Source organism: Paraburkholderia eburnea (assembly GCF_002917095.1).
GTDB lineage: Bacteria > Pseudomonadota > Gammaproteobacteria > Burkholderiales > Burkholderiaceae > Paraburkholderia > Paraburkholderia eburnea.
In genome coordinates, this window is sequence record NZ_PQGA01000010.1 from 149,424 (window position 1) to 165,679 (window position 16,256).

Annotated in this window: 13 protein-coding genes and 1 pseudogene; 12 read left to right on the forward strand and 2 right to left on the reverse strand. The window is 67.0% G+C overall.

From position 1 onward, the window contains the following. Positions 1-51 precede the first annotated feature (51 nt). The 10 genes from B0G62_RS18930 (at position 52) to flhA (ending at position 12,298) form a co-directional block, all read left to right on the forward strand. Complete coding sequence (locus tag B0G62_RS18930) at positions 52-1,920, forward strand: methyl-accepting chemotaxis protein (protein WP_103705750.1); 1,869 nt, start codon at positions 52-54, stop codon at positions 1,918-1,920. A gap of 232 nt (positions 1,921-2,152) precedes the next feature. Then, positions 2,153-3,139: a CheR family methyltransferase gene (locus B0G62_RS18935; RefSeq protein WP_181315610.1), complete on the forward strand. Its 987-nt coding sequence runs from the start codon at positions 2,153-2,155 to the stop codon at positions 3,137-3,139. Further along, positions 3,136-3,945 (forward strand): chemoreceptor glutamine deamidase CheD, encoded by an 810-nt coding sequence (cheD, locus tag B0G62_RS18940; RefSeq protein WP_103705751.1) that lies wholly within the window; start codon positions 3,136-3,138, stop codon positions 3,943-3,945. Before B0G62_RS18935 ends, cheD begins: the two co-directional genes overlap by 4 nt. Further along, positions 3,942-5,078 (forward strand): protein-glutamate methylesterase/protein-glutamine glutaminase, encoded by a 1,137-nt coding sequence (locus B0G62_RS18945; RefSeq protein ID WP_103705752.1) that lies wholly within the window; start codon positions 3,942-3,944, stop codon positions 5,076-5,078. Before cheD ends, B0G62_RS18945 begins: the two co-directional genes overlap by 4 nt. A gap of 149 nt (positions 5,079-5,227) precedes the next feature. Beyond that, on the forward strand, positions 5,228-5,623 hold the full coding sequence (cheY, locus tag B0G62_RS18950) for a chemotaxis response regulator CheY (RefSeq protein WP_103705753.1): 396 nt from the start codon (positions 5,228-5,230) through the stop codon (positions 5,621-5,623). 2 nt (positions 5,624-5,625) lie between these two features. Next, positions 5,626-6,357, forward strand: coding sequence for a protein phosphatase CheZ (gene cheZ, locus B0G62_RS18955; RefSeq protein WP_103705754.1), 732 nt, complete (start codon positions 5,626-5,628; stop codon positions 6,355-6,357). 486 nt (positions 6,358-6,843) lie between these two features. Continuing rightward, the gene (locus B0G62_RS18965; protein ID WP_103705756.1) at positions 6,844-7,338 is read left to right on the forward strand and encodes a DUF2844 domain-containing protein; all 495 of its coding nucleotides are present in this window, start codon (positions 6,844-6,846) and stop codon (positions 7,336-7,338) included. Between the two features lie 56 nt (positions 7,339-7,394). Next, entirely contained in the window at positions 7,395-8,666 is a 1,272-nt protein-coding gene (locus B0G62_RS18970) for a DUF3443 domain-containing protein (RefSeq protein WP_244193307.1), read from the forward strand. 237 nt (positions 8,667-8,903) lie between these two features. After that, positions 8,904-10,199 carry a flagellar biosynthesis protein FlhB gene (gene flhB, locus B0G62_RS18975; RefSeq protein WP_103705758.1) on the forward strand — a complete coding sequence of 432 codons (1,296 nt, stop codon included), beginning with the start codon at positions 8,904-8,906 and terminating at the stop codon, positions 10,197-10,199. Further along, positions 10,199-12,298, forward strand: coding sequence for a flagellar biosynthesis protein FlhA (gene flhA / locus B0G62_RS18980; protein ID WP_103705759.1), 2,100 nt, complete (start codon positions 10,199-10,201; stop codon positions 12,296-12,298). The genes flhB and flhA overlap by 1 nt, the downstream gene beginning before the upstream one ends. 81 nt (positions 12,299-12,379) lie before the next feature. Here flhA and B0G62_RS18985 read toward each other — a convergent pair whose 3' ends face one another. After that, positions 12,380-12,670, reverse strand: coding sequence for a type II toxin-antitoxin system RelE family toxin (locus B0G62_RS18985; RefSeq protein ID WP_103705760.1), 291 nt, complete (start codon positions 12,668-12,670; stop codon positions 12,380-12,382). Beyond that, a complete protein-coding gene (locus B0G62_RS18990) occupies positions 12,657-12,899 on the reverse strand; it encodes a type II toxin-antitoxin system Phd/YefM family antitoxin (RefSeq protein ID WP_103705761.1) in 243 nt (80 codons plus the stop codon). The genes B0G62_RS18985 and B0G62_RS18990 overlap by 14 nt, the downstream gene beginning before the upstream one ends. 354 nt (positions 12,900-13,253) lie before the next feature. Between B0G62_RS18990 and flhF the strand changes: the two genes are divergently transcribed. Next, entirely contained in the window at positions 13,254-15,320 is a 2,067-nt protein-coding gene (flhF, locus tag B0G62_RS18995) for a flagellar biosynthesis GTPase FlhF (RefSeq protein ID WP_103705762.1), read from the forward strand. Continuing rightward, positions 15,313-16,095 (forward strand): annotated as a pseudogene (locus tag B0G62_RS19000) (MinD/ParA family ATP-binding protein); the annotation flags it as partial. The gene flhF and the pseudogene B0G62_RS19000, both read left to right, overlap by 8 nt. Between the last annotated feature and the right edge of the window lie 161 nt (positions 16,096-16,256).

Below are 16,256 nucleotides of genomic sequence, written 5' to 3' on the forward strand. Positions count from 1 at the left end.
GATCAATCCGCGATTAATCCGATTACGCCGCACAGGACAGGAGCAAACGAGATGCTGCAAAGATGGTCGATCCGCACGACGCTTACGGGCTTCGGGGTCATTCTCCTGGCGCTGACCGGTCTGGTCGGCGCGCTCGGGCTTATCGCGCTCGGCAACGCGAGCGATTCGCTCGCGACCATCGCTCGCGGCGACCTCGTCGCGATGCATTCGCTCAACGACGCATCGTCGTATCTGCTGCGCTCGCGCGTTTCGCTCGATCGCGTCAACGCGCTCTACGCAGCCGGCCAGAACGACGAAGCCAAAAAGGTCATCGACCGCGCCGATTTTCTGCTCGGCAAGTCGAATGATGCGTGGAAGACCTTCGTTTCCGCGCCCAAGGCCGGCATCGACGCCGCCACGCTCGACGCGCTCAACGCGAAGCGCGCGGCGCTGCTGCAGGACGGCGTGCAGCCTGAATTCGCCGCGCTGCGCGCGAACGACCAGGCCGCTTATCACGCGATCTCGGACGCGAAGATCAGCCCGATGTTCGTCGATTACGACAACGCGGCGGCGCCGATCGCCCAGCAATTGCAGGACGGCGCGCAGGCGCGCGAAGAAAGCGCGCGCTCGCAGATCACGCTGATGCGCTCGCTGATCGGCGGCGCGATCGTGGTGGCGCTGGTGCTGCTGGTGACGATCCGCTTTGCGCTGCGCGGCCTGATCGTGCAGCCGCTCGAAGCCGCGGTGCAGTCGTTCGAGCGCATCGCGCACGGCGATCTGACCGAGCGCATCGATGTCTATAGCAACAACGAAATCGGGCGTCTGTTCGCGGGCATCAAGCGCATGCAGGACAGCCTGGTGACGCTCGTGTCCGCCGTGCATACCGGCGCGGGCTCGATCGACGTCGGCGCGCGCGAAATCGCCATGGGCAACACCGATCTGTCGCAGCGCACCGAACAGCAGGCCGCGTCGCTGCAGGAAACGGCGTCGAGCATGGAGCAGCTCACGGGCACCGTGAAGCAGAACGCCGACAACGCGCGCCAGGCGAGCCAGCTCGCCGTGAACGCCTCGGACATCGCGACGCGCGGCGGCGCGGTGGTGGGCGAAGTGGTGTCGACGATGCAGGACATCGCCGCCAGTTCGGCGAAGGTCGTGGACATCATCAGCGTGATCGAAGGCATCGCGTTCCAGACCAACATTCTGGCGCTCAACGCCGCCGTCGAAGCGGCGCGTGCGGGCGAGCAGGGCCGCGGCTTCGCGGTGGTCGCGGGCGAAGTGCGCAGCCTCGCGCAGCGCAGCGCGAGCGCGGCCAAGGAAATCAAGGAACTCATCAACGATTCCGCCGAGAAAGTGCAGAGCGGATCGCAACTGGTGGGCCGCGCGGGCACGACGATGGACGACATCCTTCAGGCCGTGCGTCGCGTGACCGACATCATGGGCGAGATCAGCGCGGCATCGGAAGAGCAGTCGGGCGGCATCGAGCAGGTCAACCGCGCGGTCACGCAGATGGACACCGTCACGCAGCAGAACGCGGCGCTGGTGGAAGAAGCGGCGGCAGCGGCGGCTTCGCTCGAAGAGCAGACGCGCAACCTGCAGAGCGTGCTGGCGACGTGGCGCACGAATGGCCACAGCGCGGGTCACGGTGCGGGCCACAGCGCGGGTCACGGCACGAGTCACAGCGCGAGTCACAGCGGCGAGACGCGCGCAGTGCGTGCGGCAGCGCCTGCAACACCGGTAGCGCCCGCCGCATCGGCTGCTCCCGCCGTCAAGGCGGCAGCGCCCAAGCCCGCCGCAGCGAAGCGCGCATCGCAGGCCAAACCGGCGGCTGAAGTGAGCGCGGCAAAGCCGTTGCTCAAGCCGGCAGCGGCTGCACGCAGCGAACCGCAGATCGCCAGCACGACGCCGTCCGCGGCGGACGACTCCGACTGGGAAACGTTCTGAGCCTCCGCGTCGGGCGGAACCCTTGAATCACGCATATCGCGACGAGCACAGCAATGCAAATGAGCGCACAAGGATGGCCGGAAATGCCCCGCGCCGCTGCCCGCAGGGCGGCGGAAGCGGCGCGCGCCGCGCATGCGCCGCACGCATTGCAGGCGAGCGGCCAGGCGGCAACGGCCATGGAAGATTCGATGAACGCAGCAGACATGCGCGCGCGGCGCGCAGGAGCGGCATCATGAACGCGCTGCGTTTTTCCCGTCGCGATCGTAAGGATCGCACCGATCGCCCCGAACGTCAGGCCGACGCCCCGCGCGCGGGCGCGCCCGGCATCGGCGGCGAGGGCGCCGCGCGCGACTTCGAATTCACCTCGGCGGACTTCGAGCGCATCCGCGCGCTGATCCACCGCCGCGCCGGCATTTCGCTGTCGGACCACAAGCGCGACATGGCCTACAGCCGTCTTGCGCGACGTCTGCGCGCGCTTGGCCTCGACAGCTTCCGCGACTATCTCGACGAACTCGAAAAGCGCAACGACGCGAACGAGTGGGAAGCCTTCACCAACGCGCTCACGACCAACCTCACGGCGTTCTTTCGCGAGGCGCATCACTTTCCGATCCTCGCCGATTTCGTCAAGCGGCGGGGTTCGCAGCCGGTGTCGGTGTGGTGCTCGGCGGCCTCGACGGGCGAAGAGCCGTACTCGATCGCGATGACGCTGATCGAAGCGCTCGGCGAGCGCGCCGCGCGTGAAGCGCGCGTGCTCGCGACCGACCTCGATACCCAGGTGCTCGCCAAGGCCGACGCGGGCGTCTATGCCTACGATCAGGTCAAGCACCTCACGCCCGAGCGCCTCAAGCGTTTCTTCCTCAAGGGCACGGGCGCGCACGCGGGACTCGTGAAGGTGCGCCCGGAGCTGCGCCAGATGATCAAGTTCGAGCAGCTCAACCTGACCGATGCCGATTACGGCCTGCGCACGACCTTCGACGCGATCTTCTGCCGCAACGTGATGATCTACTTCGACAAACCGACCCAGGCGCAGGTGCTCACGCGCTTCGAGCCGCTGATGAAGCCGGACGGCCTGCTGTTCGCGGGTCATTCGGAGAACTTCACGTATGTGACGCAGGCGTTCCGTCTGCGCGGCCAGACCGTCTACGAACTGACGCGCGGCCGCGGCGCGGGCGCAACGAATGCCACCGCGAAGACCGAACCGTTGGGAGCGACCGCATGAGCGCCCGCCTGCCGATCGCGACCAACCGCTACTTCGACGCGCACTTCAAGCGCCCCGGCGTGAAACTGCTGCCGAACGAATTCTTCACCACGAACGAGGACATGGTGCTCGTCACCGTGCTCGGTTCGTGCGTGGCCGCCTGTATTCAGGACCGCACCGCCGGGATCGGCGGCATGAATCACTTCATGCTGCCCGACGACGGCGCCGACGCCGCCCACACGCCGACGGCGGCCTCCGACGCCATGCGTTACGGCGCCTACGCGATGGAAGTGCTCATCAACGAGCTGATCAAGGCCGGCGGGCGCCGCGAGCGCTTCGAGGCCAAGGTGTTCGGCGGCGCCGCCGTGCTGGCGGGCATGACCACCATGAACATCGGCGATCGCAACTCGGCCTTCGTGCGCCGCTATCTGGCGACCGAAAGCATCCGCATCGTCGCCGAGGATCTGCAAGGCTCGCATCCGCGCAAGGTCGCATTCCTGCCGCGCACGGGCCAGGTGATGGTCAAGAAGCTGCGCCTGTCGCAGGAAACGAGCGTCGCCGAGCGCGAGCAGCAGCTTGCCCAGCAAAGCGCCGAAGCACGCGCCGAGCGCCTCGCGCGGGCGCGTGCGCGCGTCGAGCTGTTCGGGCTCAACGGCGCGAATGGTTCGGCCGGCAGCGCAGGCGGCAACCCCTTTCCAACATCCGCGCCGCAGCCGGCGCGCCCGCGCATCGAGCTGTTCGGTGCGGGCGCCGCGCAGGCCACGCGGCCATCCAGTCAGGGTCCGGGTTTCGGACATGACAACGCCAGGACAGTAGAGGAGGCGTGAACGCTGTGCAAAAAATCAAGGTTCTCTGCGTCGATGATTCGGCGCTGATCCGCAGCCTGATGACGGAGATCATCAACAGCCAGCCGGACATGACCGTCGTGGCCACCGCGCCCGACCCGCTCGTGGCGCGCGAGCTGATCAAGCAGCACAACCCCGACGTGCTCACGCTCGACGTGGAAATGCCGCGCATGGACGGTCTCGATTTCCTCGAGAAGCTCATGCGCCTGCGTCCGATGCCGGTCGTGATGGTGTCGTCGCTGACCGAGCGCGGCAACGAAATCACGCTGCGCGCGCTGGAACTGGGCGCCGTCGATTTCGTGACCAAGCCCAAGGTCGGCATTCGCGACGGCATGCTCGATTACGCCGAAAAGCTCGCCGACAAGGTGCGCGCCGCGTCGCGTGCCCGCGTGCGCCCGGCCGCACCCGTGCGTGCGCCCGCCGCGCCGGGCGCCGGCGCCGCGCCGCACGCGGGCGCACATGCCGCACACGCGCATGCGCCGGCTGCCGCCGCGCCGATGATCAACAATCCGCTCGTTTCGACCGAAAAGCTCATCATCGTCGGCGCATCGACGGGCGGCACCGAGGCGATCCGCGAAGTGCTGCAGCCGCTGCCGCCCGACGCGCCCGCCGTGCTGATCGCGCAGCACATGCCGCCCGGTTTCACGAAGTCGTTCGCGCAGCGCCTGAACGGGCTGTGCCGCATCACCGTGAAGGAAGCGGAACACGGCGAACGCGTGCTGCCCGGCCATGCCTACATCGCGCCGGGCCACGCCCACCTGTTGCTCGCGCGCAGCGGCGCGAACTACATCGCTCATCTGTCCGACGACCCGCCGGTGAACCGGCATCGTCCGTCGGTGGACGTGCTGTTCCGCTCGGCGGCGCAGCACGCGGGCAAGAACGCCATCGGCGTGATTCTGACGGGCATGGGCCGTGACGGCGCGGCGGGCCTGCTGGAGATGCGCAAGGCGGGGGCGTTCACGCTTGCGCAGGACGAGGCGAGCTGTATCGTGTTCGGCATGCCGCGCGAAGCGATTGCGCTCGGCGCCGCCGACGAGATCGCCTCGCTGTCGGAGATGAGCCGTCGCGTGATGACGCGTCTCGCCTCGATGGGCGACCGCGTCCAGCGCGTCTGACGCACGCGGCGCAGTATTTGCGCGCCAATATTTCGAGAAATCGCACGACTCTGTAAGGACTGTGCGATCGATCACGATTAATTTATCTGGATAGGCACCGCGCTTGTCTGGATAATTGCCCGGGTTTTAGCCTGGAGAATGGAACCGAGATGGATAAGGGAATGAAGATTCTGGTGGTGGACGATTTTCCGACGATGCGCCGGATTGTCCGCAACCTGCTCAAGGAACTGGGCTACGCGAACGTGGATGAAGCCGAAGACGGCGCAGCGGGCCTCGCGCGCCTGCGCGGCGGCAGCTACGACTTCGTGATTTCCGACTGGAACATGCCGAACCTCGACGGTCTCGCCATGCTCAAGGAAATCCGCGCCGACGCGACGCTCACGCATCTGCCGGTGCTGATGGTGACCGCCGAGTCGAAGAAGGAAAACATCATCGCCGCCGCCCAGGCAGGCGCGAGCGGTTACGTCGTGAAGCCGTTCACGGCGGCGACGCTCGACGAGAAGCTCAACAAGATCCTCGAAAAGATGGCGAAGACCGGGAGCTGAGCGTGAACGAGCCCATTGATGCGTCCGCGGCGCTGCCCGCCGGGCAGCACGACGACGCCGGCGCCGATTCGGGCGAGTTCGCGACGGACCGCATCCTCGCGCGCATCGGCCAGCTGACGCGCACGCTGCGCGACTCGATGCGCGAGCTTGGCCTCGACAAGCACGTGGAGCGCGCCGCCGAGGCGGTGCCCGACGCGCGCGACCGGCTGCGCTACGTCGTCAACATGACGGAGCAGGCCGCCGAGCGCGCGCTGTCCGCGATCGAGCTGGCCAAGCCGATGCAGGAGAAGCTCGAAGCCGACGCGAAGGTGCTGTCGGCGCGCTGGGCGACCTGGTACGGCGCACCGATCGGACGCGAGGAAGTGCGCGCGCTGATGGACGACACGCGCAAGTTCCTCGACGTGGTGCCGCAGACGACCACGGCCACGAACCAGCAGTTGCTCGAAATCATGCTCGCGCAGGATTTCCAGGATCTGACCGGGCAGGTGATCAAGAAGATCATGGACGTGGTCTATCTGATCGAGCAGCAACTGCTGACCGTGCTGGTCGAAAACATCGCGCCCGAGCGGCGCGAGCAGTTCGCGGCCACGGCGGCGGCGCTGGCCGAGGTGCAGGCGAGCACGGGCAGCCCGGAAGGCCTGCTCAACGGCCCGCAGATCAATCCGGAAGGCAAGGCCGACGTCATGCAGGATCAGGCGCAGGTGGACGACCTGCTGGCTAGCCTCGGTTTCTGACGTAGCGATGGGGTTGGGCGGGGTTGGGCGCCGCGCGATCCGGCGTTGCGCGCGGATGATGCGTGGCGCTTAACAACCTTGCCGCCGGGTGCATTCTGGCCCTTCGGCCAACTGTTGCATGTCATGTGGGGCAGGCATACTAGAGGACGTTCGCTCGTCGCGACCGCAAGCGCGCATCCGCGTATCCACGGATGCCGCAGCGGTGCGACGAAGCAAAGCCAGCCGTTCCCCGTCTAGCCGCCGTCCGCCTTCTGCTGTCGCCCGCTGTCGTGATTCGGGCCGGTGGGCGTCACGCGCCGCGCGGAGGAACGCGCCACCGAGAGAGGGAGGGCCGCCTTGAATCCGCAAGCATCGACCAAAGTGTCCGCTGCGTCCCGCAGCGCCGGTTCGCCCGGCGTATCGGGACCGGCCGCCGGCACGTCTCGTTCATCCACTTCGATTTTTGATAGTGCGGCATCGCGCCTCGGCGTCGCGCTTTTATGCGCAATGGGCGTGCTGGGCGGCGCGCAAACGGCCAGCGCCGCGCTCGGCGGCGCACCCATGAGCACGCCGTCCGGGGCGAGCGTCAACACGACGTCCGGGCCAGGCGCGGCTTCCTCGGTGGCGCGTCAGGCAACCCAGAGCACCCCGTCCGGCATCTCGTCTGCCTCCTCTGCCGGCACGTCCACCGCTTACACCGTGCGCGAAACCACGCTCGCCAACGGCACCGCCGTGCGCGAATACCTCACGACGGCGGGCACGGTGTTCGCGGTCGCATGGAGCGGGCCGCAGATGCCGGATCTTTCCGCGCTGCTCGGCAGCTACTTTCCGCAGTACGTCGCGGGCGTGCAGGCGAGTCGCGCCAAGGGCGTGCGCGGGCCAGGCGCCGTCGAGAACAGCGGCCTCGTCGTGCATTCGGGCGGCCACATGGGCGCGTTCTCGGGTCAGGCGTGGCTGCCGCAGGCGTTGCCGGCGGGTTTCAGCACGTCCGACATTCAATGACGAACGGGAGGCGACGCGTGTTCAACTACGGAATCCTCAACGCCCTCGCTCGCTCCTTGCGCGAGCCGCGTAGCTTCTTCCTCGCCACGGTATTCGCGCTCGCGACGGGGCTTGCCGCCTGCGGCGGCGGTGGCGGTGGCGGCTCCGGTTCGAGCAGCTCGGGCAATTCGGGCAGCGGCAACGACACCTCGTCGCTGCCCGCCGGTCCCACCCAGCAGCCGATCGCCGCGAATGCCGCGAATACCGTTGCCGTGACGGTCAACAGCGGCGTCACCAACTCGATGCCGAATATCCCCACCGTCAGCGTGACGGTCTGCGTGGCCAGCAGCAACACCTGCCAGACCGTGCCCAACGTCCAGGTCGATACCGGCTCCTACGGTCTGCGCCTGCTCAATACGGCGCTGAACAGCACGATGCAGGGCGCGCTGCCGAACGCCTCGTCGGGCGCCAGCACGCTGGCCGAATGCACGGCGTTCGCGGACGGCTACACCTGGGGCACGGTGCGCACCGCCGACGTCAAGATCGGCGGCGAAACGGCCAGCGCGATTCCGATCCAGGTGATCGGCGATCTCCCCACGTCGTCGGTGCCGCAGGTCTGCGCGAACATCGGCGCGGCGCAGAACACGACCTCGGCGCTGGGCGCGAACGGCATTCTGGGCATCGGCGTCGCGCCGTGGGATTGCGGCAAGAACTGCGTGACGGCTTCGGGCAGCAACTACTTCGCGTGTGCGAACGGCACGAGCTGCGCCCAGACGGCCGTGGCGCTTGCGCAGCAGGTGGCCAACCCGGTCGCGCACTTCGCCACGGACAACAACGGCGTGATCCTGCAAATGCCGCCCGTCGCCAATAGCGGACAGGCTTCGGCCACGGGCACGCTGGTGTTCGGCATCGGCACCCAGTCGAACAACGCCCTGGCGGCCTCGCAGCGCTTCGCGACCAGCGCATGGGGCGACCTTTCGACGACTTTCAACGGCCGCTCGCTGAACGCCTTCCTCGATTCGGGCTCGAACGGCATTTTCTTCGCCGATAGCGCCATCGCCCAGTGCGGCGGCGATCTCGGCTCGTTCTATTGCCCGACGCCGCCGCTCACGTTTACCACCACGCTGGTCGATCAGAACAACGACTCGGGCAACGTCAGCTTCAACGTGGCGAGCGCGTCGGCGCTGCTGGGCAACAGCAGCTTCTTCGCGTTCAACGACCTCGGAGGGCAGTTTGGTTCCAATTCGAGTCTCGACCTGGGCCTGCCGTTCTTCTATGGCCGCTACGTGTATTACGGGATCGATCAGACCGGCACCGGCGGCACGCAGACGCCGTACGTCGCGTTCTGATCCCGCCCCGCAGGCTTGAAGCGCGGCGTCCGGCGCCGCGCTTCAAGCGCTGATCTCGCCCCATCGCGCTTCAATCACGCTTCAATCGCGCTCCCATCCGGCGAAATACCCCGGTTTCCCGGTCCTGATCCTTCGATCGTCGCTTGCCTCCCAGGGCAATAATCGCTCTCACTGAAAAAGGGCGTGCGCCGTCACCACATGGGTGTCGGGCGGCGTGCGCCGCCGACCGGAGCATCTGTGGCAGAGGACAGCGACCTCGAAAAAACCGAATCAGCCACTCCCAAGCGCCTCGAAAAGGCGCGCGAGGAGGGGCAGATTGCGCGTTCGCGGGAGCTTTCCACGTTTGCGCTGCTATCGGCGGGCTGCTTCGGGGCATGGCTGCTCTCGGACACCATCGGCGGGCATCTGCAGACCATGCTGCGCGGCGCGCTGACGTTCGACCACGCGGGCGCCTTCGAGACCAAACGCATGCTCACGGGCGCCGGCGTCGCCGCGCGCGAAGGCATGTTCGCGGTGCTGCCCGTCCTTGCGCTGACGGGCGCAGCCGCGCTGCTCGCGCCGATGGCGCTGGGCGGCTGGCTGTTCTCGACCCAGTCGATCGGCGTGAAGTTCGATCGCCTCAATCCGATGACGGGTCTCGGTCGCATCTTTTCCCTGAACGGCCCGGTGCAGCTCGGCATGTCGATGATCAAGACGCTGCTGGTGGGCGCGATCGGCGGCTCGGCGCTCTGGAACCATCGCGAGGAGATTCTGGGGCTGGGCATGCAGCCCGCGCCGCGCGCTTTCGCCGACGCCTTCCACCTGATCGTGGTGTGCTGCGGCATGACGGTCGCGGGCATGTTCCTGCTGGCGGCCATCGACGTGCCGTACCAGATCTGGTCGTATCACCGCAAGCTGCGCATGACCAAGGAAGAGGTGAAGCGCGAGCACCGCGAGAGCGAAGGCGATCCGCACGTGAAGGGCCGGATTCGCCAGCAGCAGCGCGCCATGGCGCGCCGCCGCATGATGGCGCAGGTGCCCAAGGCCGACGTGGTGGTGACCAACCCGACGCACTTCGCCGTCGCGCTGCAGTACACCGACGGCGACATGCGCGCGCCGCGCGTGGTCGCGAAGGGCGTGAACCTCGTGGCGGCGCGCATCCGCGAGCTGGCCACCGAAAACAACATCCCGCTGCTCGAAGCGCCGCCGCTCGCCCGCGCGCTCTATCACAACGTCGATCTGAACAAAGAGATTCCCGGCCCGCTCTACGGCGCGGTCGCCCAGGTGCTCGCGTGGGTCTATCAGCTCAAGCGCTTTCGCGAACATGGCGGCGACGTGCCGATGGAGCCGACCGATCTCGACGTGCCGCCGGAACTCGACAAGGGTGGCGTGAGCGACGAGGACGCCGCCGAAGAAGCCGGCGAAACGCTCTCGCCCGACGACGACGCGGCAAAACGCAACGCGAAAAACACCGCTGCAGGCGCAGCACCGGATCAAGCAAGCACCGCAGGTCGCGCCGACACCGCGCGCGACGGCAATGAAGGAGCAACGTAATGAACGCCCGCACCGGTTTCCTCGCGCGGCGCCCAGAGATGCTGCAAAGCACGAATCTGCGCGCACTCGCCGGGCCGATCCTGATCTGCATGATCCTCGGCATGATGATCCTGCCGTTGCCGCCGTTCCTGCTGGATCTGCTGTTCACCTTCAACATCGCGCTGTCGGTGATGGTGCTGCTCGTCAGCATGTACACCATGAAGCCGCTCGATTTCGCGGCGTTCCCGAGCGTGCTGCTGTTCTCCACGCTGCTGCGCCTGTCGCTGAACGTGGCGTCCACGCGTATCGTGCTGCTCGAAGGCCACACCGGCCCCGACGCCGCGGGCAAGGTGATCGAATCGTTCGGCCACTTCCTCGTGGGCGGCAACTTCGCCGTGGGTATCGTGGTGTTCGTGATCCTGATGGTCATCAACTTCATGGTCATCACCAAGGGCGCGGGGCGGATCGCGGAAGTGTCCGCGCGCTTCACGCTCGATGCGATGCCCGGCAAGCAGATGGCGATCGACGCCGACCTCAACGCGGGCCTCATCAACGAAGACGCCGCGCGCAAGCGCCGCACCGAAATCGCCCAGGAAGCCGAGTTTTACGGCTCGATGGACGGCGCGAGCAAGTTCGTGCGCGGCGACGCGATCGCTGGTCTCCTGATCATGGCGATCAACATCATCGGCGGGCTGATCGTCGGCGTGGTGCAGCACGGTATGCCGTTCGCGGCGGCCGGCGAAACCTATACGCTGCTGACCATCGGTGACGGCCTCGTCGCGCAGATTCCGTCGCTGGTGATTTCGACGGCGGCGGGTGTGATCGTCTCGCGCGTGGCGACCAACGAAGACATCGGCACGCAGCTGACCGGCCAGCTCTTCACGAACCCGCGCGTGCTGGTGATCACCGGCTCGATCATCCTGATGATGGGCCTGATCCCGGGCATGCCGCACTTCGCGTTTTTACTGCTGGGCGGCGGCGCGATCCAGCTTGGCCGCGTGATGAAGAAGAACGCCGAGGCGAAGAAGGCGAGCGCCGTGCTGGGGGACGTACTGCCGGCCGCCGCCACCCCGGTCGAGAACGCCGAGGCGTCGTGGGACGACGTGGCGCTGATCGACACGCTCGGTCTCGAAGTGGGCTATCGCATCATTCCGCTCGTCGACAAGAACACCGACGGCGAACTGCTCAAGCGCATCAAGAGCATCCGCAAGAAGTTCGCGCAGGAAATCGGCTTTTTGCCGCCGGTCATTCACATTCGCGACAACCTGGAACTGCGCCCGAACGCGTACCGCATCACGCTCAAGGGCGTCGAAGTGGGCGCGGGCGAGGCCTATCCGGGGCAGTGGCTGGCGATCAACCCGGGCCAGGTGAGCGCGGTGCTGCCGGGCACGCCGACCACCGATCCCGCGTTCGGCCTGCCGGCGATCTGGATCGATTCGAACATGCGCGAACAGGCGCAGGTGTTCGGCTACACGGTGGTCGATTCGAGCACCGTGGTGGCGACGCACCTGAATCACCTCGTCGTGACGCACGCCGCCGAACTGCTCGGCCGCCGCGAAGTGCAGGCGCTGCTGGAGCGCGTGCAGAAGGACACGCCGTCGCTGGTCGACGACCTCGTGCCGAAGATCATGCAGGTCACGACGCTGCAGAAGGTGCTGCAGAATCTGCTGGAAGAAGGCGTGCCGATCCGCGACATGCGCACCATCATGGAGTCGCTCGCCGAACACGCGCCGCGCATGGCCGACGCGCACGATCTCACGGCGGCGGTGCGCATTTCGCTGGGACGTGCGATCACGCAGCAGTGGTTCCCGGGCAGCGGCGACATGCAGGTGATGGGGCTCGACGCGAATCTGGAGCGCGTGCTGTCGCAGACGCTCACCTCCGGGCCGAATCCGGGGCTGGAGCCGGGCCTCGCGCACACGCTGCTCACGCAGACGGAAATGGCGATGGGCCGTCAGCAGGTGCAGGGTCTGGCGCCGGTGCTGCTGGTGCAGCATGCGCTGCGGCCGATGCTCTCGCGCTTCCTGCGCCGCAGCCTGCCGCAGCTCAAGGTGCTGTCGTATGCCGAGGTGCCGGATACGCGCAATGTGAAGGTGGTGAATGTGGTGGGGGCGGGTTAAGCGACCGGCGCAACGGGTTGAGGCTCTCCTGGAAGCATTGCAGTGAAAAGCCACAAGAGTGCCCGCAATTTGCGGGCACTTTCATTTGAGGCGGATATGGGCCTTCCGATATGCCGCGTCCGCCTCGCGCTTGCCAATCGCGATCACAAGCACGACAAGCTCGCCGTCGATGACCTGGTAGATCAGCCGATAGCCGGAGGCGACGAGTTTGATCTTGTAGCAGCCCGGCATATCGCTCAATCGGGCTGACTCCACACGCGGTTCGACGAGCCGCTCCATGAGCTTTCGGGACAATTGCCTTCGCACCGTGGCGTCGAGGCGATTCCATTCCTTCAGCGCATTCTTGCGGAATTTCAGCTCATAGGTCTTCAAGCTTGACGCTCACGATCTCGTCGTTCATGCGGGACCGCGCGATCTCTGCAAGCTCGATGTCTTCAAGCCGGTCACAGATCGCCTCCCATTCGCTGGCGGGAATCAGGTAAGCAACCGGCTTGTTCCGGTTGAGGATTGCGACGGGACCGTCAGCTTGTTCGATCGCTGCCATGGGGTTCATTTTCAACTCGCTAATACCAATCGAGGCTCTTGCCAGGATGCTTTCCATTTTGCGTATTTCCCAAGTGAAGCGAACCAGTCCCGATGTCGCCGTGGTGATCTCGATCAATAGACCAAATTATAGGTCAAATAGTTAGTCGCTTAATTGGTCATCAATGCCGGAAACCCCGATTGGGTGGTCGAGTCGCCGGGTTCTAGCCGGGTGCCCGCTTCCCCCCGTCATCTCATTTGCCGAATTACCCACATTTCCCCGTCCTGATCCACCGATCGTGACCTGCTCACCTTCGAAATAATTCCAACATCGGAAAAGGGTTCGCGCGCTGCGTGTTCCCGCAGTGATCCAGACGCAATTCATCGGCATACGACAGGCGGCGCGGGCCGCTTACCTCATCAGGGGCATAGCTTGAACATTCGCAAATTCATCGGTGGCAATAGCCGCGACGCTCTGCGCCTCGTGCGCGAAGCGCTGGGTGCGGACGCCGTCGTCCTGTCGAACCGCACGCTCGATGACGGTAGCGTCGAGATCGTCGCGCTCGCGGACAGCGACCTCGCGGCAATCGCCCCGGCCGATGCAGCGCGCCTCGGTGCCGCCCAGCCGCAGTCGCCGCAGCCCCAATCCCTCGCGTCGCGCATACAGCGTGCGGTCGCGGCGGCCCTGCCCGGCGCCGGCACGTCGGCGAACGCCCCGGCGCCCGTCGCCAGTGCCGCCGCCGCGAGCTTCGGCAACCCCTATGCGAGCGGCGGTATGCCCGACGTGTTCTCGTCGGTGTTTGGCGCGAGCCCGGAAGTGGGCGCGGAGCCGGGCGCCACGGGCGCCGACGGCCAGCATGACGACGATGCCGATCACGCCGACGCCGATGACATCTCCGTTTCGCTCGCGCAAACGATCCCGCCGAAGCCGACGAAAGCCGCGGCCAGCGCGCTGGAAGCCGCGCTCGGCCCGCAGGGCGCGCAGCAACCGACGATGCCGCCGACGGCCCAGCCGATGGCCGCGCAGCCCTTCAGCACGTTCCCGTCGAACGGCATGAATGGCGCAAGCGCCGCGAACCGTGCCACCTCGAATCAAGCCGCCGCGCGCGAAGCCGCCGCATTGCTGGAGCAGGCCGTCGCCAGGCCGTTCGGCGAAGCCGCGAGCGCGCCGCGCACGATGGCCGAAACGAATCCCTGGCTGATCGATCACGCACGCCGCATCGCCAGCCAGCAGGGTCAACAGGACAGCGCCAGGGCGCCCGGCATGTCGCCGTCCGCCGCGATGGCCAAGGGCCTCGGCATGACCGCCGACCCGATGCATTCCGCCGATGTCGAAGCGAGCCAGCCGCAATGGGCGCTCGAAGCGGCCCACGCCGCCGCCCGCCGCGCCGCGCGCAGCATCGGCCAGAGCGCCGACGCCGCCGGCCCGGCCCCGGGCGCCGAAGCCAATGCGGCCACGGCGGGTGCGTCGAACACCGCGCAAACGGTGAGCGAGGCGATCCGCACGCGCATCGAGCAGGTCGTCAACGAGACCGTGATGAACGAGCTGGCTTCCATGCGCGGCATGATGGAAGAGCAGTTCGCCGGTCTCCTGTGGGGCGAGCGTCAGCGCCGCAATCCGGTGCAGGGCGCGCTCACCAAGCAGCTTTTTGCGGCCGGTTTCTCGGCGCAGCTCGTCAAGATGATGATCGAGCGTCTGCCCGACGTGGAAACCGAGGAAGCCGGCATGGAGTGGCTCCAGTCGGTGCTCGAATCGAATCTGCCGGTGCTCGAAGACGAAGAAGCGCTCATGGAGCGCGGCGGCGTGTTCGCGCTGATGGGCCCGACGGGCGTGGGCAAGACCACGACCACGGCGAAGCTCGCCGCGCGCTGCGTGATGCGTTTCGGCGCCAGCAAGGTCGCGCTGCTCACGACCGACAGCTACCGTATCGGCGGCCACGAGCAACTGCGCATCTTCGGCAAGATCCTCGGCGTGTCGGTGCATGCGGTGCGCGACGGCGCGGACTTGCAGCTCGCGCTCACCGAACTCAAGAACAAGCACATCGTACTGATCGACACGATCGGCATGAGCCAGCGCGACCGCGCCGTGGCCGACCAGATCGCCATGCTGTGCGGCACGGGCCGCCCGGTGCAGCGCCTCTTGCTGCTCTCGGCGACCAACCACGGCGACACGCTCAACGAAGTCGTGCAGGCCTACCAGAGCGGCCCGGATGAATCGCCGCTGACCGGCTGCATTCTGACCAAGCTCGACGAGGCGACGAATCTGGGCAGCACGCTCGACACGGTCCTGCGCTACAAGCTGCCGGTGCACTACGTCTCGACCGGCCAGAAGGTGCCCGAGAACCTGTACGTGGCCACGCGCCGCTTCCTGATTCGCAGCGCCTTCTGCGTGCCGCGCGACCGCTCGCCGTTCGTGCCGCACGAGGACGACATTCCCGCGCTGCTGTCCGCGCTGTCGAACCGCTCGAATTCGCAAGCTCCCGAGGTCCGGTTTGGATAAGTTCGTGATCGATCAGGCAGAAGGCCTGCGGCGTTTGCTGGCACGCGAAGGTTCGCGGGTGATCGCGGTGACGGGCGGCCCCGGCGCCCCCGGACGCACGACCACCGTGATCAACCTCGCCGCCGCGCTGACCGCCCAGGGCAAGGACGTACTCGTCATCGACGAATGCCTCGGCCCGCGCTCGGTGAGCGGCTTGCTCGGCGGCGTGCGCGGCGCGGGCAACTTCGCGGCGGTGATGCGCGGCGAGATGGCGCTCGACGAGGCGGTAGGGCGTCATGCGCTCGGCTTCGGCGTGCTGGCCGCCTCGCGCGAGCACCGCGCGCAGTACACCAGCGCGCAGTTGAACCAGGTGCTGACCGGTCCCGCCGATTTCGTGCTGATCGACGCGCAGCTCGACGCCGAAGGCGCGCTGTCGTCGCTCGCGATGCACGCGCATGACCTGCTGATCGTGATGCGGGTTTCCGCGCAGGCGATCACCGATGCCTACGCCTGCATGAAACGGCTGCACTTCGCACATGCGATCGGCCAGTTCCGCGTGCTGGCGAATCACATCGAGCAGGGTCCCGAGGCGCAGGCCGCATTCGAGAACCTCGCCGGCGTGGCGAGCCGCTACCTCGCGGTGTCGCTCGAAAACGCGGGCTGCGTGGCCGCCGATCCGCACATGCCGCGCGCGGTGCAACTGTCGCGCTGCATCGTCGATGCGTTCCCGTCGACGGCCGCCGCGCGCGACTTCCGCCACGTGGCCGCCGAACTGCCGCACTGGCCGATGCGCCCCGCGCTGTCGGCCCGTTCGACGGGCGCGGAGCGCTCGACGAGTTTTGCCGAAGCCGTTGCTGCCGATAGCTGCAAGGCGTCGGCGGTCGAAACCGCGCCCGTGGGCGTGGCGGCCGCCGCGGTATCGGCGTTTGCGAGCGCACAGTCCACGCACGCCGGTTC

What these genes read in the sequence shown, in the direction of transcription:
- B0G62_RS18990 (WP_103705761.1), bottom strand. Translation starts at nt 12,899, where the DNA reads ATGGAAAGCATCCTGGCAAGAGCCTCGATTGGTATTAGCGAGTTGAAA.
- B0G62_RS18935 (WP_181315610.1), top strand. Translation starts at nt 2,153, where the DNA reads ATGAACGCGCTGCGTTTTTCCCGTCGCGATCGTAAGGATCGCACCGAT.
- cheY (WP_103705753.1), top strand. Translation starts at nt 5,228, where the DNA reads ATGGATAAGGGAATGAAGATTCTGGTGGTGGACGATTTTCCGACGATG.
- cheD (WP_103705751.1), top strand. Translation starts at nt 3,136, where the DNA reads ATGAGCGCCCGCCTGCCGATCGCGACCAACCGCTACTTCGACGCGCAC.
- B0G62_RS18965 (WP_103705756.1), top strand. Translation starts at nt 6,844, where the DNA reads ATGGGCGTGCTGGGCGGCGCGCAAACGGCCAGCGCCGCGCTCGGCGGC.
- flhA (WP_103705759.1), top strand. Translation starts at nt 10,199, where the DNA reads ATGAACGCCCGCACCGGTTTCCTCGCGCGGCGCCCAGAGATGCTGCAA.
- B0G62_RS18930 (WP_103705750.1), top strand. Translation starts at nt 52, where the DNA reads ATGCTGCAAAGATGGTCGATCCGCACGACGCTTACGGGCTTCGGGGTC.